The sequence below is a fragment of the Acinetobacter sp. 24-47-66 genome (assembly GCF_056779755.1).
The window spans coordinates 84,352-103,480 of sequence record NZ_JBWYIL010000004.1; the positions used below are offsets into that span (position 1 = coordinate 84,352).

Annotated in this window: 18 protein-coding genes and 1 riboswitch; of the genes, 11 read left to right on the forward strand and 7 right to left on the reverse strand. The window is 38.3% G+C overall.

What is annotated here, in order from left to right; genetic code table 11:
• Positions 1-71: 71 nt before the first annotated feature.
• Both AC1M84_RS05515 and AC1M84_RS05520 read right to left on the reverse strand, forming a co-directional pair.
• A complete protein-coding gene (locus AC1M84_RS05515; protein WP_481592698.1) occupies positions 72-980 on the reverse strand; it encodes an alpha/beta fold hydrolase in 909 nt (302 codons plus the stop codon).
• 11 nt (positions 981-991) lie between these two features.
• On the reverse strand, positions 992-1,534 hold the full coding sequence (locus AC1M84_RS05520) for a PadR family transcriptional regulator (protein ID WP_481587528.1): 543 nt from the start codon (positions 1,532-1,534) through the stop codon (positions 992-994).
• A gap of 138 nt (positions 1,535-1,672) precedes the next feature.
• Between AC1M84_RS05520 and AC1M84_RS05525 the strand changes: the two genes are divergently transcribed.
• The 3 genes from AC1M84_RS05525 to AC1M84_RS05535 all read left to right on the forward strand — a co-directional run bounded on the left by AC1M84_RS05525 (position 1,673) and on the right by AC1M84_RS05535 (position 5,403).
• Positions 1,673-3,697, forward strand: coding sequence for a 2,4-dienoyl-CoA reductase FMN-binding domain-containing protein (locus AC1M84_RS05525; RefSeq protein ID WP_481592697.1), 2,025 nt, complete (start codon positions 1,673-1,675; stop codon positions 3,695-3,697).
• A 146-nt stretch (positions 3,698-3,843) separates the two neighbouring features.
• Complete coding sequence (locus AC1M84_RS05530) at positions 3,844-4,251, forward strand: nuclear transport factor 2 family protein (RefSeq protein WP_481592696.1); 408 nt, start codon at positions 3,844-3,846, stop codon at positions 4,249-4,251.
• A 51-nt stretch (positions 4,252-4,302) separates the two neighbouring features.
• Positions 4,303-5,403, forward strand: coding sequence for a YheT family hydrolase (locus AC1M84_RS05535; RefSeq protein ID WP_481592695.1), 1,101 nt, complete (start codon positions 4,303-4,305; stop codon positions 5,401-5,403).
• A 97-nt stretch (positions 5,404-5,500) separates the two neighbouring features.
• On the opposite strand, the gene AC1M84_RS05540 is transcribed toward AC1M84_RS05535, so the two are convergent.
• Positions 5,501-5,899, reverse strand: coding sequence for an internalin (locus tag AC1M84_RS05540; protein ID WP_481588211.1), 399 nt, complete (start codon positions 5,897-5,899; stop codon positions 5,501-5,503).
• Between the two features lie 227 nt (positions 5,900-6,126).
• On the opposite strand from AC1M84_RS05540, the gene AC1M84_RS05545 reads away from it, so the two are divergent.
• The 7 genes from AC1M84_RS05545 to AC1M84_RS05575 all read left to right on the forward strand — a co-directional run bounded on the left by AC1M84_RS05545 (position 6,127) and on the right by AC1M84_RS05575 (position 14,429).
• Complete coding sequence (locus tag AC1M84_RS05545; protein WP_179998118.1) at positions 6,127-7,767, forward strand: CTP synthase; 1,641 nt, start codon at positions 6,127-6,129, stop codon at positions 7,765-7,767.
• A 32-nt stretch (positions 7,768-7,799) separates the two neighbouring features.
• Positions 7,800-8,657 carry a 3-deoxy-8-phosphooctulonate synthase gene (gene kdsA, locus AC1M84_RS05550; protein WP_035263729.1) on the forward strand — a complete coding sequence of 286 codons (858 nt, stop codon included), beginning with the start codon at positions 7,800-7,802 and terminating at the stop codon, positions 8,655-8,657.
• A 46-nt stretch (positions 8,658-8,703) separates the two neighbouring features.
• Positions 8,704-9,993, forward strand: a complete 1,290-nt coding sequence (gene eno, locus AC1M84_RS05555; protein WP_180027787.1) for a phosphopyruvate hydratase — start codon at positions 8,704-8,706, stop codon at positions 9,991-9,993.
• Positions 9,994-10,259: 266 nt separating this feature from the next.
• The gene (gene ftsB / locus AC1M84_RS05560) at positions 10,260-10,649 is read left to right on the forward strand and encodes a cell division protein FtsB (protein ID WP_481592694.1); all 390 of its coding nucleotides are present in this window, start codon (positions 10,260-10,262) and stop codon (positions 10,647-10,649) included.
• Complete coding sequence (ispD, locus tag AC1M84_RS05565; RefSeq protein WP_481587522.1) at positions 10,615-11,340, forward strand: 2-C-methyl-D-erythritol 4-phosphate cytidylyltransferase; 726 nt, start codon at positions 10,615-10,617, stop codon at positions 11,338-11,340. The genes ftsB and ispD overlap by 35 nt, the downstream gene beginning before the upstream one ends.
• A gap of 82 nt (positions 11,341-11,422) precedes the next feature.
• A complete protein-coding gene (rodA, locus tag AC1M84_RS05570) occupies positions 11,423-12,559 on the forward strand; it encodes a rod shape-determining protein RodA (protein ID WP_092766373.1) in 1,137 nt (378 codons plus the stop codon).
• A gap of 397 nt (positions 12,560-12,956) precedes the next feature.
• Positions 12,957-13,045: riboswitch (glycine riboswitch) on the forward strand.
• 139 nt (positions 13,046-13,184) lie between these two features.
• The gene (locus tag AC1M84_RS05575) at positions 13,185-14,429 is read left to right on the forward strand and encodes a D-amino acid dehydrogenase (protein ID WP_481594592.1); all 1,245 of its coding nucleotides are present in this window, start codon (positions 13,185-13,187) and stop codon (positions 14,427-14,429) included.
• Between the two features lie 42 nt (positions 14,430-14,471).
• Here the strand turns inward: AC1M84_RS05575 and nfsB are convergent, their stop codons facing one another.
• From nfsB to AC1M84_RS05595, 4 genes are all read right to left on the reverse strand, one after another.
• A complete protein-coding gene (gene nfsB / locus AC1M84_RS05580) occupies positions 14,472-15,125 on the reverse strand; it encodes an oxygen-insensitive NAD(P)H nitroreductase (RefSeq protein WP_035263717.1) in 654 nt (217 codons plus the stop codon).
• A gap of 113 nt (positions 15,126-15,238) precedes the next feature.
• Positions 15,239-15,658, reverse strand: coding sequence for a hypothetical protein (locus AC1M84_RS05585; RefSeq protein ID WP_035263715.1), 420 nt, complete (start codon positions 15,656-15,658; stop codon positions 15,239-15,241).
• A 135-nt stretch (positions 15,659-15,793) separates the two neighbouring features.
• The gene (locus tag AC1M84_RS05590; protein WP_481592692.1) at positions 15,794-16,525 is read right to left on the reverse strand and encodes a UDP-2,3-diacylglucosamine diphosphatase; all 732 of its coding nucleotides are present in this window, start codon (positions 16,523-16,525) and stop codon (positions 15,794-15,796) included.
• A gap of 117 nt (positions 16,526-16,642) precedes the next feature.
• Complete coding sequence (locus AC1M84_RS05595; protein WP_035263711.1) at positions 16,643-17,152, reverse strand: peptidylprolyl isomerase; 510 nt, start codon at positions 17,150-17,152, stop codon at positions 16,643-16,645.
• A 165-nt stretch (positions 17,153-17,317) separates the two neighbouring features.
• On the opposite strand from AC1M84_RS05595, the gene AC1M84_RS05600 reads away from it, so the two are divergent.
• Positions 17,318-19,039 carry a glutamine--tRNA ligase/YqeY domain fusion protein gene (locus tag AC1M84_RS05600; protein ID WP_481592691.1) on the forward strand — a complete coding sequence of 574 codons (1,722 nt, stop codon included), beginning with the start codon at positions 17,318-17,320 and terminating at the stop codon, positions 19,037-19,039.
• Positions 19,040-19,129: the final 90 nt, after the last annotated feature.

Consider the following 19,129-nt stretch of genomic DNA (forward strand, 5'->3'; position numbering starts at 1 on the left):
TCTCCATCCTATTGATTTTGTGCCCACGTATGACGTCTGGATCAACTTAATATTCAAATATTCATTAGAGCTTATATAGTTTGATTCAGAAATTTAGAAATTTCTTGTACGAATTTAATGGGTTCATTGATCAAAGGCGTATGCCCTGAGCGCTCAAACAGTACGATACGATGATTTTTAACCGATTCAGCAATGAGCTTTTGCCCTTGCGCTGGATAGAGTGCGGATTTAGCGCCGATAAAAAAAGTTGCTGGACATTCTAACTTTGAGATCGATGCTCTGTAATCTTCTTTATGGTTTAGATAGTTGTCAATGTACCAACGCATATAGTCGAGACGTTGCATAGGGAGGATTAACTTTTGAATTTTCGGTTGATTGAGTGTTGTTTTAAAAATTTTAGCGCTCAATTGATGATTATCTTGTAAAGATAAAAACTTAACCCAAAGCTCGACTAATTCGCGGCTTAAGTGAGTAGGTAATTTACTCAGGTTTTGATAATTTTCATGTTGATGTAAAAAAGAAGAAAGTTCGATGAGTAGCTTTTTGAACTCTGGATAGCGATCGCCCAATAGCCCGAAACTCCAAGTTTCATCAGAAGGTATTTTAGGGGTTTGATCAATATGCAAGTATGCTTGGATTTGATCAGCAAATTGACCATATTGCATACCATGCATGGCAGTAGTTGCCCCCATAGAATAAGCAATCACTCTATATTGTTGTCTAGGGCGTTGACTGATCAATGCCTGAATATCGTTCCAGTGACTTGAAATAGCATCAGTATCTGGAATTTTACAATGCTTAGACCCACCAAAACCGCGCCAGTCAGGAATAATGAATTTATATTTCTTTAAATTAAGTGCAAAAAAAGGAATCCATTGCCAACTTTGCATTCCTAAACCAGATAGCACCAAAACAGGTTCACCTTGACCAATTTCACGAACATATAATTTTTCGTCATCTTGCATGGTATAAAATGGCATAGATATATCCTTTATTTTGTATTCATTATTTTCAATTGTGGAATTACACGTTCTAACCAACTGATCCAACCTTGCTCTAATTCAATGCCTAATTGAAGAATCATTTTGTGAATATAGAGTGTACGGTCATCATTATCTTTATTAGCAAAATCTTTATCGTAAATCGCTTGATATATTTTTAACTTATTTTTATGAATCTCTAAATGAGATTCCAATTCTGTCAACACATTATTACCACCTAGTTGTGCTTCAGCTCTTAAACGCACCATCAATTCTTCTCTGAGTTGGGCAGGCTCACTATGCTGTACCATCCAATTGGCAAGTTCAGTTCGACCTAGAGCATCAACTTTATATTTTTTCTTTCTCGAGTTGGGATCGCCTTCATCAATAGTCGAAATCCAACCTTTTTTTTGCATAGCATTGAGTTCACGATAGATTTGTTGGTGAGTTGCATTCCAAAAGAATCCCATAGAACGGTCAAAGCGACGCGCAAGTTCAATACCTGTACTTGGTTTTTCAATGAGACTGGTCAACAAAACATGTGCTAAAGACATAAATCATATATCGTAAAATCTTGAATCAACTTTATTATGCAACATGTTGCATAAAAAGCAAAATTAGAATATATATTTATGCAACAAGTTGCATGAAGCACACAATAATAGCAAGCAAACGCGAGCCATGAGGTCAGAATGTCAAATTATCCAAACTTACTTGCACCACTAGATTTAGGTTTTACCACTTTAAAAAATCGTGTATTGATGGGTTCAATGCACGTAGGTTTAGAAGAGGTTGAAGGTGGCTATGAACGTATGGCCGCATTTTATGCTGAGCGTGCTCAAGGACAGGTCGGTCTTATCGTGACGGGGGGGATTTCACCCAACGATGCTGGTGTGACTTTTGCTGGAGGGTCAAAATTAGACTCGATTGCTGAAGCTGAGAAACATAAAATCATTACACAAGCAGTACATGATGCTGGCGGTAAGATTGCAATGCAGATTTTGCATACTGGTCGATATTCATATCAGCCTGAAAATGTTGCGCCATCAGCAATTCAAGCACCAATTAATCCAGTTAAACCTCATGCTTTAAGCTCGGCTGAAGTTCATCAAACCATTGATGATTTTGCTAACTGTGCAAAGCTGGCTCAATATGCAGGTTATGATGGTGTTGAGATTATGGGGTCTGAAGGTTACCTCATCAATGAATTTATCGCAGCACGTACCAATCACCGTGATGACGAATGGGGTGGGAGTTATGAAAACCGCATTCGTTTGCCGATTGAAATTGTAAAACGTACCCGTGCAGAGGTGGGTGAAAACTTTATTATCATTTATAGACTTTCGATGCTCGACTTGGTTGAGGGCGGTTCAACGCTTGAGGAGGTCATCCATCTTGCAAAAGAAATTGAGAAAGCTGGCGCAACCATCATTAATACAGGTATTGGTTGGCATGAAGCGCGTATACCCACGATTGCAACGAAAGTACCTCGAGCAGCATTTACATGGGTGACAGAAAAGCTAAAAGGTGAAGTCAATATTCCATTGATTACCTCAAATCGTATCAATACCCCTGAAATGGCTGAACACGTGTTAGCTTCAGGTCATGCAGATATGATTTCTATGGCTCGCCCAATGCTTGCAGATGCAGAATTTGTACTAAAAGCTGAACAGGGTAGAAGTGACGAAATCAACACGTGTATTGGCTGTAACCAAGCGTGTTTGGATCATATTTTTTCACTCAGAATTGCGTCATGCTTAGTTAATCCACGTGCATGCCATGAAACTGAACTCATTTTTAAAGAAACCCATACGCCTAAAAAAATTGCTGTCATTGGTGCAGGTCCTGCAGGATTGAGTTTTGCTACTTATGCAGCTGACCGTGGTCATCAGGTCATCATCTTTGAAGCAACCGATCAAATTGGGGGGCAATTCAATATTGCAAAAACGATTCCAGGAAAGGAGGAATTTTATGAGACATTGCGTTACTTTAAGCGAAAAATTGAGTTGCAGCCTTTAATTCAATTAAAACTTAATCATACTGCAACTTTTGAAGAGCTTAATACAGATCAGTTTGATGAAATTGTAGTCGCTACAGGTGTGACACCTCGACATTTAGATATTGAAGGAATTGATCATCCAAAAGTGTTGTCTTATATCGAAGTTTTAAGAGAGAAAAAATCAGTCGGACAGCGTGTTGCGATTATTGGTGCTGGTGGTATTGGTTTTGATACTGCTGAGTATCTAACCCATGAGGGGGAAAGTGGAAGCTTGAATCCTCAAAAATTTTATGATGAATGGGGAATTGATACATCTTATTCTAATGTAGGAGGTTTAAAACCTGCTCAAGTAGAACAGCCATCACGTGAAATCTACTTATTACAACGTAAAGCCACTTCAGTTGGTGCAGGCTTGGGTAAAACGACGGGTTGGATTCATCGTACTGGATTAAAAAATCGCGATGTAAAAATGATTCCAGGTGCAACGTATAACAAAATTGATGACCAAGGCTTACATATCACAATCAACGAACAAACTACCGTCTTAGACGTGGATCATGTGGTGATTTGTGCAGGTCAAGAATCATATACGGCTATGTTTGATCAACTTGAGCAGGCAGGTAAAAAAGTTCATTTAATTGGTGGGGCGAAAGAAGCGGGTGAGCTAGATGCAAAACGTGCGATTCGTCAAGGTGCTGAATTGGCTGCCAAGATTTAAGCCAGAAAATTTCTCTCCTGTATTCTAGATGAAAGTGCGAGAAGAGGATTTGGAGAGGGTACTTAATTGAATGAGACCTCTCCTTGACGCAGTATTCTCCCTTTTCTTCTAAAAGATTGGACTGATACAACAAAAAGGACGTAACAATGACACTCGAAACCACACAAAAATCTATTCAACGTTGGCACCACATGCTTGAAACGCGTGATTTAAGTCTATTGAATGAGCTTTTGTCTGAAAAAGTCGTATTTAAATCACCTGTCGCATTTAAGCCTTATCCAGGCAAACAGGTTGTTACTTTTATTTTGAGCAATGTGATTGAGATCTTTGAAAATTTTCGTTATCACCGTGAGTTCTATACAGCAGATGGGCTTAGTGTTGTGCTCGAATTTTCTGCAAATGTCGGTGAAAAAACATTAAAAGGAATTGATATGATCCAGTTTAATGAGCAAGGTCAAATTGTTGACTTTGAAGTGATGATTCGGCCTAAAAGTGGCTTAGAGGCTTTGGCGTTGCAAATGGGTCAACGTATGGCTCAATTTCTACCAAAATAAATTAGGCATGTTTTTGGCTTATGAATTGGAGTAAGTAAATTCGGAGTCTGTATGAATCTTAATCAGCGTTTCAAGTGGATGCAAGAATTCACTCAAACCCAACTTGATCATTTTACTGGTGCAGCTATACCTTCAATCTATTTTAATCCGCAAGGTGAGTTAGCGCATGTGATTTCAAACTTGAAACGTTTGCATTATAAATATAGACCAACGCCGTGGCTCTCGAATACGCATGCTCACTTGGTGTATTTTGATAAAATTCGAAAGAAAACCGTAAAATTAGAATATGACTTCATTGAACAGTTAACAATGTCTGATGGGGGAACGACGGGTATTGCTTGGTATGGCATGCATCTTTCTGCGGAAACGCCAACTATTTTAGTGCTACATACCATTACTGGAAGCCCAGCCAGTATGAGAGAATTGGTCAGAGACTTACATCAAGTAACTGGTTGGCGTATCGCATTGTGTTTAAGACGAGGGCATGCGGGTCTACCACTTTCAGTTCCTAAAATTAATCTTTTTGGAAACACGCAAGATCTAAGAGAGCAGATTGAACATATTCAACAGCGCTTACCATATTCTAAATTGTATGCAGTTGGGTCTTCAGCAGGAACTGGATTATTGGTTAGATATTTAGGTGAGGAAGAAAGCTCCACACCAATTCAAGCGGCTTTCGCACTTTGTCCTGGATACAATACGGAAACTGGGTTTTCAAATGTTCATCCTTTTTATAGCCGTTTGATGGCAAAAAAGTTAAATGCACATTTTTTAAAACCGTATGAGCAACATTGGCGAAATTTAGAAAGTTTAAAGCAACTGAGTGTTGCTAAAGATTTATTTGATTTTGAAAAAACATATTATCAGTTCGCTGGATTTGAAAATTATGACGCATATTGTAAAGCGACAAATCCCATCTATGTCTTTGAGAAGATTAGAGTGCCGTTGATGATTTTAAATTCGGAAGACGATCCAGTATGCCATATCCGCAATTTAGAGCCTTATAAAGAAGTGATTCAACATATGCCGAACATGGCAGTAGTGACCACAAAAAAAGGAAGCCATTGCTGTTTCTATGAAGGTAATAAAAATCCAGAATCTTGGGCACACAAATTAATTGCAGAATTTTTTTTAGAATTAGAGAAAGCCTGACAATTTTTGTTGTTTATAAATGAATAACAATTTGACTTTCATTCATGTTGACATTAAAAAACCGAGTCTTGTCACTCGGTTTTTTTAAATTCGAAAATTAGTTTTCTAAAGCAGGGGTAGCAGCAGCAATAGCAGCGGCAACAGCATCATCTTCAGATTGAGAACCACCTGTTGATGCACTTGGAGAAGGTGTAGGGCGTTCTACATTTTCAACAGCTGGTGCTGGCGCAGGATTCGTTTGTGCAGGAGCATCACGGTATTCACGACGAATAGTCGCTGACGTATTGTTTGTCTCCTGATGCTCAATTTCAACTTGAGTTGGTGGTTCAGGTTCGATTTCTGGTTCAGAAATCTCTATGTTCTCAATTTGTTCTGCCTGTTCAGTTGTTTCAACAGTTTGTTCCTGTTCTTCTTCCTTAGGCGCTTCTTTTTTTACACATGCAGTAACGAGAAGTGCAGATAAGATTGCACCACCGATTAAAAGTTTTTTATTCATAGTTGCTCAAAACAAACTAGCTAGATCGACTGACGTAGTATAACAGCAAATTAACAGATGAAAATCACTGAAAGTGTGCGTGAATCTTTATTGGAAATGATGATAGAATAACCAATTGTTTATTGTTCTTTGAATTGATGCGGATTGACTTTGCTTTATAGGTACAGAGTAAAGTAAAATTGCGCAACATTGCAGGCCGATTTAGGCTCGATTGTACGAGAAACCCAATGACCCATTTTATTTTCGTTACTGGTGGTGTTGTTTCATCACTAGGTAAAGGTATTTCAGCTGCTTCAGTTGCTGCACTTTTAGAAGCCCGTGGATTAAAAGTAACCATGGTGAAAATGGATCCATATATTAATGTCGATCCAGGGACGATGAGCCCGTTCCAACATGGTGAAGTTTTTGTCACAGAGGATGGTGCGGAAACTGACTTAGACTTGGGTTATTACGAACGTTTCTTGCGTCGTGCGAAAATGACCAAGCTTAATAACTTTACATCTGGTCGCGTGTACCAAGACGTTTTAAATAAAGAGCGTCGCGGTGATTACCTTGGTGGAACAGTTCAAGTTATTCCACACATTACAGACAATATTAAAGAACGTGTTCTTCGCGCTGGCGAAGGCTATGACGTTGCTATTGTTGAGATTGGCGGTACAGTAGGTGACATTGAATCTCTCCCATTCATGGAATCTGTTCGTCAGTTAATGGTTGAACTTGGTCACAAACGCACAATGCTGATGCATTTAACGTTGTTGCCATATATCAAGTCAGCTGCAGAGTTGAAAACAAAACCAACTCAGCACTCGGTGAAAGAATTACTCTCAATCGGTATTCAACCAGATATTTTGATCTGTCGTACTGAACACGATGTTGATGCTGATACAAAGCGTAAAATTGCGTTGTTCACGAACGTAGAAGCTCGTGCAGTTGTGGTGTGTAAAGATGCACGCACCATTTACGAAATACCACGTACGTTCTATGAGCAAGACGTTGATGATTTAATTTGCGAGCGTTTTGGTTATAACGATTTACCAGAAGCCGATCTTTCAGATTGGGATAATGTCGTAGAAGCATTATTAAACCCTGAGTACACTGTTCGTGTTGCGATGGTGGGTAAATATGTTGAACTTCCAGATGCTTATAAATCTGTGAACGAAGCACTTTTACATGCGGGTATTCAAAACCGCGTTAAAGTTCAAATTGATTATGTCAATGCCGAAGAACTTGAAAGCCAAGATGTAGCAGAAGTGTTGAAAGATGCTGACGCAATCTTAGTTCCTGGTGGTTTTGGCGAGCGCGGTACTGAAGGTAAGATGCAAGCGATTAAATTCGCACGTGAGAATGGAATTCCATTCCTTGGTATTTGCTTAGGTATGCAACTTGCGGTCATTGAATACGCACGTAATGTTGCTGGTATTGCAGATGCAACCTCAACAGAATTTAACCGTTCAACTAAATCGCCTTTAATTGGTTTAATTACGGAATGGTTAGACGAACGTGGTGAAGTACAGCAACGTTCTGTAGATTCTGACCTTGGTGGAACAATGCGTCTTGGCGCTCAAAAATCAGAATTGGTTGAAGGCACTAAAACTGCAGAAGTGTATGGTTCAGTAGAAATTATTGAACGTCATCGCCATCGTTACGAAATGAATAATCGTTATATTCCTGCTTTAGAAGAAAAAGGCATGAAAATTTCTGGTTATTCACCAATCCAACGTTTAGTTGAAACTGTTGAAATTCCTCAACATCCTTGGTTTATTGCTGTACAATTCCACCCGGAATTTACAAGTTCTCCACGTGATGGTCATCCATTATTTGCTGGTTTTATTGATGCTGCTAAAAAACAGTATCAAAAATCGAAATAATGAATGTCTTAGGACATAACTAGGAAGTTTAAATGTCACAATTAAAAGCACAAGAAATTGTACGTTTAGGCGATATACAAATGGCAAATCATTTGCCATTTGTATTATTCGGCGGAATGAATGTACTTGAATCAAAAGATTTAGCTTTTGAAATTGCAGAAACTTATGTTGATATTTGCAAACGTTTGGATATTCCATATGTTTTCAAAGCAAGCTTTGATAAAGCAAATCGTTCGAGCTTAAATTCTTTCCGCGGACCTGGTCTTGAAAAAGGAATTGAGTGGTTAGCTGACATTAAAAAACATTTTAATGTACCCATCATTACAGATGTTCATGAACCATATCAAGCAGCACCTGTGGCTGAAGTGGCTGACATCATTCAATTACCTGCTTTCCTCAGCCGTCAAACAGATCTTGTTGAGGCAATGGCAAAAACTCAAGCCATTATCAATATCAAAAAAGCGCAATTCTTAGCACCGCATGAAATGCGTCATATCCTGCATAAATGTTTGGAAGCCGGGAATGACAAGCTGATTTTATGTGAGCGTGGCTCAGCATTTGGTTACAACAACTTAGTTGTCGATATGCTTGGTTTCGACATCATGAAAGAAATGAATGTGCCAGTCTTCTTTGATGTGACACATGCACTTCAAACCCCAGGTGGTCGTGCAGATTCAGCAGGTGGTCGTCGCGCACAAATTACGACATTAGCGCGTGCGGGTATGGCTACAGGTCTAGCAGGTCTTTTTCTGGAAGGACATCCTGATCCAGAAAAAGCAAAATGTGATGGACCTTGCGCTCTTCGAATGTCTCAACTTGAGCCATTCTTAGCTCAGCTTAAAGAATTGGATACCTTGGTTAAAGGTTTCAAAAAATTAGATACACACTGATGCAGCGTTAGACGCATCGTTTTATTAATCAACTGAGGAATTGTTCATGAGCCAAATCGTTGACATTCGTGCACGTGAAATTTTGGACTCTCGTGGTAACCCAACCATCGAAGCAGACGTTATCTTAGCATCTGGCGTAGTTGGCCGTGCATGTGCACCATCTGGTGCTTCAACTGGTTCTCGTGAAGCTTTAGAACTTCGTGATGGCGATAAAGCACGTTACTTAGGTAAAGGTGTTAAAACTGCTGTGAACAACGTAAACACGTTAATCCGTGACGCGTTAGTGGGTAAATCAGTATTCGAACAAAAAGACATCGATAATACGATGATCGCTTTAGACGGAACTGAAAACAAAGAAAAATTAGGTGCGAACGCAACTTTGGCAGTGTCTTTGGCTGCTGCGCGTGCTGCTGCTGACGAAAAGAAAATTCCTCTTTTCCAATACATCGCAGACCTTCGTAACAACAGCATTTTAACAATGCCTGTTCCAATGATGAACATCTTAAATGGTGGTTCACATGCGGACAACAACGTTGATATTCAAGAGTTTATGATTGAGCCAGTTGGCTTTACTTCATTCTCTGAAGCGCTTCGTGCGGGTGCAGAAATTTTCCATTCTTTAAAATCAGTTTTAAAGAAACAAGGTTTAAATACTGCTGTTGGTGATGAAGGTGGTTTCGCGCCAAACTTACGTTCAAACGAAGAAGCAATTACAGTTATTCTTGAAGCAATTGAAAAAACTGGCTACAAAGCAGGTTCTGACATTATGCTTGCGCTTGACTGTGCATCTTCAGAATTCTACAAAGATGGTCAGTACATCCTTGCTGGTGAAGGCAATAAAGCATTCACAAACAACCAATTCTCTGACTACCTTGCTGGTCTTGTAAACCAATATCCAATTATCTCTATTGAAGATGGTTTAGATGAATCTGATTGGGAAGGTTGGTCTTACCTAACTTCGATTCTTGGCGACAAGATTCAATTGGTTGGTGATGATTTGTTTGTTACAAATCCTAAAATCCTTCAACGTGGTATCAACGAAAAAGTTGGTAACTCTATCCTGATTAAGTATAACCAAATCGGTACGTTGACTGAGACTTTAGATGCGATCTATCTTGCTAAAGCAAATGGTTACTCTACAGTGATTTCTCACCGTTCTGGCGAAACTGAAGATTCTACAATTGCGGATCTTGCAGTAGGTACTGGTGCTGGTCAAATCAAAACTGGCTCACTTTGCCGTTCTGACCGTGTAGCGAAATACAACCAATTACTTCGTATTGAAGAATTAACGAATGCTATTTACCGCGGTAAAGCTGAGTTTAAAGGTTTAAATTAATCGTTTAGATTATTTTGAATTTCAAAAAACCACTCTGTAAAGAGTGGTTTTTTTTGTTATTAAGCTATGAAATAAAAAGTGTAAATATAATGACTCTAGAATATTCAATAACTTTTGATATTTAACAGTACATGTTTTTAAAAGAAACCAATCAATGTGAATTTGTTTAACATTTGCATATTTAACACAGTTACACATACTACCTTTCTTTGTTTTAGGGTATATTAGTGCTCTAATTTCATGATGTTAACTAAGCCTCAAATATAATGTTAGACGTCTTTAAAACTACTTCAAGTAAAGTGATTTTGCTGGTGGCAATAATTTTAATTGCCATCTTTCAATATCGCTTTTGGCTCGGTGAAGGAGGATATTTCCCTCATCAGGCGCTACTTCAGCAAATGAATCAACAAGCTGAAACAAATGAAGAGTTAAAAGAGCGTAATCGTATTCTGGCTGCTGAAGTATATGATCTAAAAAATGGTGTAGAGGCGATTGAAGAACATGCACGTTTAGATCTTGGCTTAATTAAGCCTCATGAAACTTTTATTCAAATGAGTACAATCAGTACGAATTATAAGCCGATTTACATCGGCCCAAATGCTAACGTAGATTTAAGAACCAATGAGTCTAGACAACCTGAATCTGAACAACCGTAAATTATGGGCTATTATTCCGGCAGCAGGTTCTGGTAGTCGATTTTCCAAATCAGCGTTAAAGCAATATCAAATTATCCAGAATAAAACTATACTTGAGCATACTGTAGAACGTATTGCTCAATTGCCTATTGCTGGCTATGTATTGGCAATCTCAGAGCATGACCAATTTGCTCAGACACTTCAATTTGCTAAATCAGAAATCCTTCATTTCTGCTTAGGTGGTCAGGAGAGGGTTGATTCTGTACTTAACGGTTTAAAGTATTTAACCAATATTGCAGATGAAAATGATCTGGTGTTTGTGCATGATGCTGCTCGACCTTGTGTCAGCTTGAGCAATTTAGAATCTTTGATTCGCCATGTTATCGAATCTAAGCATAGCGCAATTTTAGCAACGCCTGTACGTGATACTTTAAAAAGAGTAGATCAGTCGAGTGCCATTGAAAAAACTGTAGATCGAAGTGCATTGTGGCAAGCACAAACTCCACAATTGTCGACCATTAAATTGCTAAAAACTTCGATTGAACATGCATTAACTCACAAGATCACAATCACGGATGAAGCGAGTGCGCTTGAATATGCTCATCATCCAGTAGATGTGGTGATTGGACGATCTGATAATATTAAGATTACTTATCCTGAAGATTTAGAACTTGCTCGTCTGATTCTTCAGTCACAGTCTGACTCGAAATAATTTAGTTTTATGTTTGGGACTTTGCTTAAATAGCCAAAACATTGTCTTATAATAACGCCACTTAGAATATGCAATTCAGCCAATGATACCTTCACAACAGTACCGTTTTTTGCGTCATGCCTTGAGAGATGGACGAACAATCAAACATGATTCGTCACGTTGGACTAAATTACATTTAGATCCATGGTTACTTGGTTTTTTGATATTAAACGCAGCTTTTGGACTCATGGTTGTTTATAGTGCAACCAATCATGATTCAAGCATGGTGATTCGGCAGGCGACCAGTTTTGGTATCGGTTTTATTTTGCTGTTTATTTGTGCACAAATTCCTCCAAAAGTTTATCAAATTGTCAGTCCTTATCTGTATGCATTTTCGATTGTGCTTCTGCTTTTGGTATTGCTAATTGGTGATGTTCGCTTAGGCGCAAAACGCTGGATTTCTATTCCTGGATTAGGGAGTGTGCAGCCCAGTGAATTTATGAAATTTACGATGCCACTCATGATGGCTTGGTTTTTTAGTCTGCGGACTTTACCACCCAAATTTATGCATATTCTCTTTGCTTTATTTCTGATGATGATACCTTTTGTTTTAGTCGCATTACAGCCTGACTTAAACATTGGATTAATTATTCCTGGAATTTTTGTCATTTTTTTAAGTGGTATTTCTTGGCGTTTGATTGGGGCTGTGGTTGCTGGGTTTGCAGTGGTTGCACCATTATTATGGAATTTCTTTCTACAGGAATATCAGAAAAAGCGAATTTTAACTTTGTTTGATCCTGAATCAGATCCGCTAGGTGCAGGGTGGAATATCATTCAGTCTAAAATTGCGATTGGTTCTGGTGGACTATTTGGTAAAGGTTTTAATGAAGGAACACAGTCTCATTTAGGTTATCTCCCTGAACATCATACAGACTTTATTATGTCTGCTTATGCAGAGGAATTTGGCTTTTTTGGTGTGTTTGTATTATTTGTTATCTTTGCAGCGATCATTATTCGTTGTTTGATTATTTCCATGAACAGCTTCCATAATTTTGGACGTCTTTATGCGGGTGCGGCAGGTTTAACTTTCTTTTTCTTTGTGTTTTTGAATAGTGGAATGGTGAGTGGAATTCTTCCAGTAACTGGTGATCCATTGCCACTCATGAGTTATGGTGGTACGGCAGTCATTGCAACGCTTGCAGGTATGGGCATTGTAATGTCTATACATACTCATCGCTAAAACATGTGGGGTTGACAGCAAATATCAACTCACATTCTACTTACTCTCTCATTTATTGAAAATTTGAGCTTCAATGATTGCTCTAATCATTCATTACACTTGTATGTTGAAAAAGATGAAAGTGTAGATGGAAGTTGATCTATGCTATTTGAGAGAGTAACTTTAAAAAAATTAACTTATTTCCTCATTTTTTTGTAATAACTAAATTTTTATCGATGGTAGAGAAAATTTGAGCTAAACAATGACCTTTGTACTGTTTCCTGAGAAAAAAATATCCCTGTCATAGCCGTTGTCTTAAAGTTGGTGATCCATTTTATGAAAATTTTTTTCTAAATTTGATTCATGTAGATGTATAAAAAAATTAACTATGGCATATTAATTGCTGAATAAGAATTAAACGAATATTGCAGGAGAGAGGTCTTCTGTAGATCCGCCGAAGGAGCAACGACCCCGGAATCTCTCAGGCAAAAGGACTGTAATTATTCTCAATCATCTGGAGAGAAGTCTAATGATATTTAGACTCACCGAAGGGGATGGAAAAATTCATATGTCATGAAGATTTCCGAAGCTCTCAGGTACCGTGACAGATGGGGCACTGAAAATATAAAATTTTCAAGGAGCTTTTATGTCACATATTATGGTGATTGGTGCAGGCATTACAGGAATAACCACTGCCTACGAATTATTAGAACTTGGTTATCAAGTCACAATTTTGGATAAAAACTTATACCCAGCAATGGAGACTTCATTTGCGAATGGAGGTCAACTTTCTGCATGTAATGCAGAGGTGTGGAATCAGAAAGCAACGGTACTGAAGGGTATCAAATGGATGACCCAAAAAGATGCACCGTTATTACTCAACCCATCTTTTGATTTGCATAAATACGCTTGGCTGATCGAATTTATGGGTAACATCAAGCATTACGAAGCCAACACACAAGAAACGGTAAGACTGGCATTATTGGCAAGAAAACGGCTGTTTGAAATTGCACAGAAAGAAAATATTCAATTCGATTTGGAAAAGCGTGGAATTTTGCACTTTTATCATAATCAGCAGGATTATGATGTCGCTATACGAGTGAATGATTTGTTATGCAAAGGTGGATTAGAGCGTCACGCTGTTACAAATGAAGAAATTCACAGTATTGAACCAAGTTTGACGGGGGAATATTACGGTGGTTTTTATTGTCCTGATGATGCCACAGGAGATATACACAAATACACCACGCATTTAGCCCAAGTGGTGGCGAATAAAGGCGGGAAATTTTTATACGGTGTACAAGTTGAAGATTTAAATCTGGATCATTCAACAGAACAAGTTTCAGCTAAATATCGCGCTTGTGATCCTAAAAGTAGAGATATACCCGATGGATTTATTCAAGCTGATGCAATGGTCATTTGTGGTGGAGTTGGAAGCTATCATTTAGCACAACAGGCTGGAGATTGTGTCAATGTTTATCCAGTGAAAGGGTACTCGATTACAGTTCAGCTGAATGATGAACATAGCCAACAACATGCACCATGGGTAAGTTTATTGGATGAAAGTGCAAAAATTGTGACGTCGAGATTAGGTCGAGATCGTTTAAGAATTGCTGGTACTGCAGAATTTAATGGCTATAACCGAGACATCCGTATGGATCGCATACAACCTTTGGTTCATTGGGTGAATCGTAATTTTGATATTTCAACTGAGCATTGTGTCCCTTGGGCTGGATTAAGACCGATGATGCCGAATATGATGCCAGTGGTAAGACAAGGGAAGCATCCGAGAGTCTTTTATAATACCGGTCATGGGCATCTGGGTTGGACGCTGTCAGCTGCAACTGCTGCAATGATCAGTTTAGAAATTTCACAGAAAATAGCGGCTTAATGAAAAGCCACAATAGCGTGAAAACTATTGTGGCAAATACATTTATAGTCGAGTGAAAACTTGATCTGCATTCAAACGAGATTTAGGTAATTTGGCATTAAAATCTTTTTCACTTCGATAACCAAGTGCCAATAGCACTGATGGAATCAGGCCTTTTGCGTCAAGATTTAACTCTTCAGCGATAATTTTTTCATCGAATCCTCCAATTGGAGTGGCATCGATACCTTCTAAACCTGCAGCAAATAAGGTTTGCCCAAGTGCAATAAAAGTTTGATTTTCAGACCAGCGCTGGATATCGCCTTTTTCGTTGCGATAATAATCAACATAGCCTAAGCGCGTATCTTTTTGAGCTTGTTTTGCTTGGTCATCTTTAAAACGACCACTGATTTCATCTTGATTTAATAATCGATCTAGATGAGAGTCTGTAATGTCTTTATGCGTACAAAACAGAATTGTGTGTGAAGATTCAAGGACTTTGGGTGCATTATAAACATACTTACCAACCAGTGCTTTAGCAATGCGCTGTTTGGCTTCATCAGTTTCGATGACAAAGAAATGCCACGGTTGAATATTGATAGATGAAGGTGCGAGCCTTAAAGATTCCAATAATTTTTCAAACTTTTCTTGAGGGATCTTTTTTGAAGAATCGTATGCTTTGGTGGTGTAGCGAGATTGGGAGATGTTTAACAAATCCATATTATCCTCCGATTATTCACAATATATTCATCTAAAAATTTTAAATGACTCTGAACTTAAATATTTTCTATAGTTGATGCTAAATGATATGAAAAATCTGACTTGTCTTTAAATCAATAGGCATATTTTAAATCAGTATATTTTTCTAATGACATTGCAATTTGTTGGTTGATAAATGCGCGCACATCTTCTTCAGTCATAGGTTGACCATTCTTGCTGATATTATGTTCGATCGGTGCTTGGTCTGCGGCCTTAATTTTGTAGACAAGGTGGGTGATCAATTCGTAATCGTTATTATGGTTTACGATGTTAGTCACATATTGATATGAATGCTCAAAGTTGAGATCTTGATGGGAAAATATAAATTGTTCAAAGATTGTCAATGCGGCGCCATCAGCAAGATTTTTGAGTTCATCAATAATTGTGGCATCTAGGCGTACATCATAACGTTCAGAGATTGCTTTACCATCGATTAATAATGACACTTTATCATCTTCATGGTGCTGAACAGTAATATTGCTGAAATTAGACATGACAAACTCACGAATTGAATTGAGTGGTTATTATCATATGCAGAAAAACTTAAAGCAAAACATACTGATTAATATTCAAACATTGAGTGAAATTTCAATTTAAAGGTTGATGAGATCATTATAAAAATAGAGGAACTAATAAGACCATGTTTTCAGTGTCAGATCATTGATTGACTGCTTAGAGAATTTCGATTGATTAATTTCCAAAATTTGAGCTTGATCCAAACGCCAGTCGCCTAAGACAATTCTTCTTTTATCTTGAGAGATATGGATTTGAGGGCGATGCGTATGACCATGAATTAGTAAATCAACTTCTTTCAATGCATCGTGGACAGCATCTTGATTTACATCCATGACATCATAAGATTTAAATTCTTTTGATTCGTGGCTTTTTTTTCTAAATCCATTTGCAAGTTGAGTACGAAAAGAAAGTGGGGTTTTCCGCAGTATCCAAATGAGGAGTGGATTTCTGATTATTTTTTTAAAACGTTGATAGGCGACATCGTCTGTACATAGCGAATCACCATGTTCTATACGAATTTGGACGTCATTTATTTTTAAGTTAGAGACTTCGGACAATAAGATGCCATCAAATTTATTTAAAAAAAATTGATTCAGCGCAAAATCACGATTGCCGACAGAAAATAGAACTTGATTTCCCTGTGCAGTAAATCTTTTTAAGCGTTCAACGATTTCATCGAGCCAAGGAGCTGTATAGTCATCACCAATCCATGCATTAAACCAATCACCTAAAATATAGAGTTGGGTTTGCTGGTCTTGATAATGATCTAATAAATCTAAAAACCCTCGAACGAGTCGAGGGTGTTCAGGTGACAGGTGTAAATCTGAAATAAACAGATAGGTCACTTAATATTCCTTATTTGCCTACATCCCCATCAACTTTAGATGGGGAAACAATCCCTTGAACATGATATTCGTTTTAAAGCAGTGCTTGAAAACTTAATAAGTTAAGGGGTAGGTTTTTTATTCAGAGATAATTTTAGCAGATTCGATCACAACGTTTTCTAGTGGAACGTCAGCGTGGTAGCCACGGTTACCAGTGCGAACGCCTTTGATTTCATTAACAACGTCCATACCTTCTACAACTTTACCAAATACTGCATAACCCCAGCCTTGAGCTGTTTTACCCGTATGGTTAAGGAAAGCATTGTTTTTCACGTTAATGAAGAATTGTGCAGATGCTGAGTGAGGAGCTTGAGTACGTGCCATGGCAATCGTACCTTCGTCATTGCTTAAACCGTTGTCAGCTTCATTTTCAATAGAATCGCGAGTTGCTTTTTCTTTGAAGTTTTCATCCATGCCACCGCCTTGGATCATGAAACCGTCAATTACACGGTGGAAAATTACGCCATCATAAAAACCATCACGAACGTACTCTAAAAAGTTAGCAACAGTTTTAGGTGCTTTTTCAGAGTTAAGCTCTAGAACAATACGTCCTTTATTGGTGTTTAATTCGACTTGAGGAAAACTCATTCTATAATCTCCTGATCATGGACAAAAAGCCATGGGTTTGTGGTTGAGAGAAGCATAAGCAAACTGTAAACTACAAGGCAAGCAAAAACGTTATTTTCTTTGTTAATAATATGAAGATAGCGTTTTAATTATCCTATTTTATCTTATAGAAGTGATTTATCAACTATGAAGCCGAATGATGTTGTTTCATCCCTGCCAAATACCCCGACGACTAACAATCCATCAGTCGATGCTGCGCAGCAAGAACAACAACCGGGCTTAGACTTTGTACGTCAAGTAATTACAGAAGATCTTGCAGCAGGGCGTACAGATAAAGTCGTGACGCGCTTTCCACCAGAGCCTAATGGTTATTTACACATTGGACATGTTAAAGCGATTTGCCTGAATTTTGGTATTGCAGAAGAATTTTCTGGTTTATGTAATCTTCGTTTTGACGATACAAATCCAGATGCAGAAGAACAAGAATATGTAGATGGTATTGCGAACGATGTTAAATGGCTCGGTTTCGACTGGAATGGTGAACCACGCTACGCATCAAGTTACTTTGATCAATTGTATCAATGGGCGATTCAATTAATTAAACAAGGTGATGCATATGTCGATTTGCAATCTCCTGAAGAAATTAAGCTGAATCGTGGAAATTTTGTAGAACCAGGTAAAAATTCTCCGCAACGTGATGCAACGGTTGAAGAAAACTTAGCACGTTTTGAACAAATGCGTAATGGTGAGCTTGGAGAAGGCCAAGCAGTACTTCGTGCCAAGATTGATATGGCATCACCGAACGTACATATGCGTGATCCAATTCTTTACCGTGTTTTACATTCTGAGCATCATCAAACAGGCGATACGTGGAAAATCTATCCAATGTATGACTATGCTCATCCTTTGTCTGATGCGATTGAAGGCATTACGCACTCGTTATGTACGCTTGAATTCCAAGACCATCGCCCGTTCTATGATTGGGTTGTCGCTAAGGTAAATTCTCCAGCAGTTCCACGCCAGTACGAATCAAGCCGTTTGAATGTTGATTACACCATCACCTCAAAACGTAAATTACGTAAGCTGGTCGAAGGTGGTTACGTCAATGGTTGGAATGATCCACGTATGCCTACAGTCGTGGGAATGCGTCGTCGTGGCTTTACTCCAGAAGGCTTACGTGATTTCTGTAAGCGTGTGGGCGTATCTAAAACTGATGGTATTGTCGATGTTGCAATGCTTGAATTCTGCATTCGACAATCATTAGAAAATACTGCTGCACGTGGTATGGCGGTACTGAATCCTCTTAAAGTGACATTGACCAACCTTCCAGAGGATATGGATTTAACACACGCACGCCATCCAAATGTTGATATGGGTGATCGTGTAATTCCACTGACTTCTGAATTGTATATTGATCGTAAAGATTTTGAGGAAGAGCCGCCTAAAGGGTTTAAACGCTTAATTCCTGGTGGTGAAGTCCGTTTACGTCATGCTTATGTGATTAAATGTGATGAAGTGATTAAGGATGAAAATGGCGAAGTTGTTGAACTTAAATGCTCTATCGATCCGCATACTTTAGGTAAGAATCCAGAAGGTCGTAAAGTCAAAGGTGTTATTCATTGGGTATCTGCAAATAAAGGGATTCCTGCTGAAATTCGTATTTATGATCGTCTATTTACTGAAGCCGCACCTGATGCGGACGATGATTTCTTAGCGAATTTAAATCCAGATTCTCTAAAAATTGTTCAAGCGGTAATTGAGCCTGCTTTAGCTCAAGCGAAACCTGAAGATCGATTCCAATTCGAACGTGAAGGTTATTTTGTCGCTGATCAATTTGATCATACTGTTGAAAAACCTGTCTTTAACCGTATTTTGGATTTAAAAGATAGTTTTAAGCCTGCAAAATAAAGTTTGGTAATATCAAAAAAAGCCTGATTGATTCAGGCTTTTTTTTATTCAAATTTAGGTTAATAAATAATTTTTGTGATTAAATTCACA

Coding starts and splice junctions, on each gene's coding strand:
- AC1M84_RS05535 (WP_481592695.1), top strand. CDS start 4,303: ATGAATCTTAATCAGCGTTTCAAGTGGATGCAAGAATTCACTCAAACC.
- AC1M84_RS05585 (WP_035263715.1), bottom strand. CDS start 15,658: ATGTCTAATTTCAGCAATATTACTGTTCAGCACCATGAAGATGATAAA.
- eno (WP_180027787.1), top strand. CDS start 8,704: ATGAGCCAAATCGTTGACATTCGTGCACGTGAAATTTTGGACTCTCGT.
- AC1M84_RS05545 (WP_179998118.1), top strand. CDS start 6,127: ATGACCCATTTTATTTTCGTTACTGGTGGTGTTGTTTCATCACTAGGT.
- AC1M84_RS05515 (WP_481592698.1), bottom strand. CDS start 980: ATGCCATTTTATACCATGCAAGATGACGAAAAATTATATGTTCGTGAA.
- AC1M84_RS05595 (WP_035263711.1), bottom strand. CDS start 17,152: ATGAGTTTTCCTCAAGTCGAATTAAACACCAATAAAGGACGTATTGTT.
- AC1M84_RS05525 (WP_481592697.1), top strand. CDS start 1,673: ATGTCAAATTATCCAAACTTACTTGCACCACTAGATTTAGGTTTTACC.
- kdsA (WP_035263729.1), top strand. CDS start 7,800: ATGTCACAATTAAAAGCACAAGAAATTGTACGTTTAGGCGATATACAA.
- AC1M84_RS05520 (WP_481587528.1), bottom strand. CDS start 1,534: ATGTCTTTAGCACATGTTTTGTTGACCAGTCTCATTGAAAAACCAAGT.
- AC1M84_RS05600 (WP_481592691.1), top strand. CDS start 17,318: ATGAAGCCGAATGATGTTGTTTCATCCCTGCCAAATACCCCGACGACT.
- AC1M84_RS05540 (WP_481588211.1), bottom strand. CDS start 5,899: ATGAATAAAAAACTTTTAATCGGTGGTGCAATCTTATCTGCACTTCTC.
- nfsB (WP_035263717.1), bottom strand. CDS start 15,125: ATGGATTTGTTAAACATCTCCCAATCTCGCTACACCACCAAAGCATAC.
- ispD (WP_481587522.1), top strand. CDS start 10,615: ATGAGTCTAGACAACCTGAATCTGAACAACCGTAAATTATGGGCTATT.
- AC1M84_RS05575 (WP_481594592.1), top strand. CDS start 13,185: ATGTCACATATTATGGTGATTGGTGCAGGCATTACAGGAATAACCACT.
- AC1M84_RS05530 (WP_481592696.1), top strand. CDS start 3,844: ATGACACTCGAAACCACACAAAAATCTATTCAACGTTGGCACCACATG.
- ftsB (WP_481592694.1), top strand. CDS start 10,260: ATGTTAGACGTCTTTAAAACTACTTCAAGTAAAGTGATTTTGCTGGTG.
- rodA (WP_092766373.1), top strand. CDS start 11,423: ATGATACCTTCACAACAGTACCGTTTTTTGCGTCATGCCTTGAGAGAT.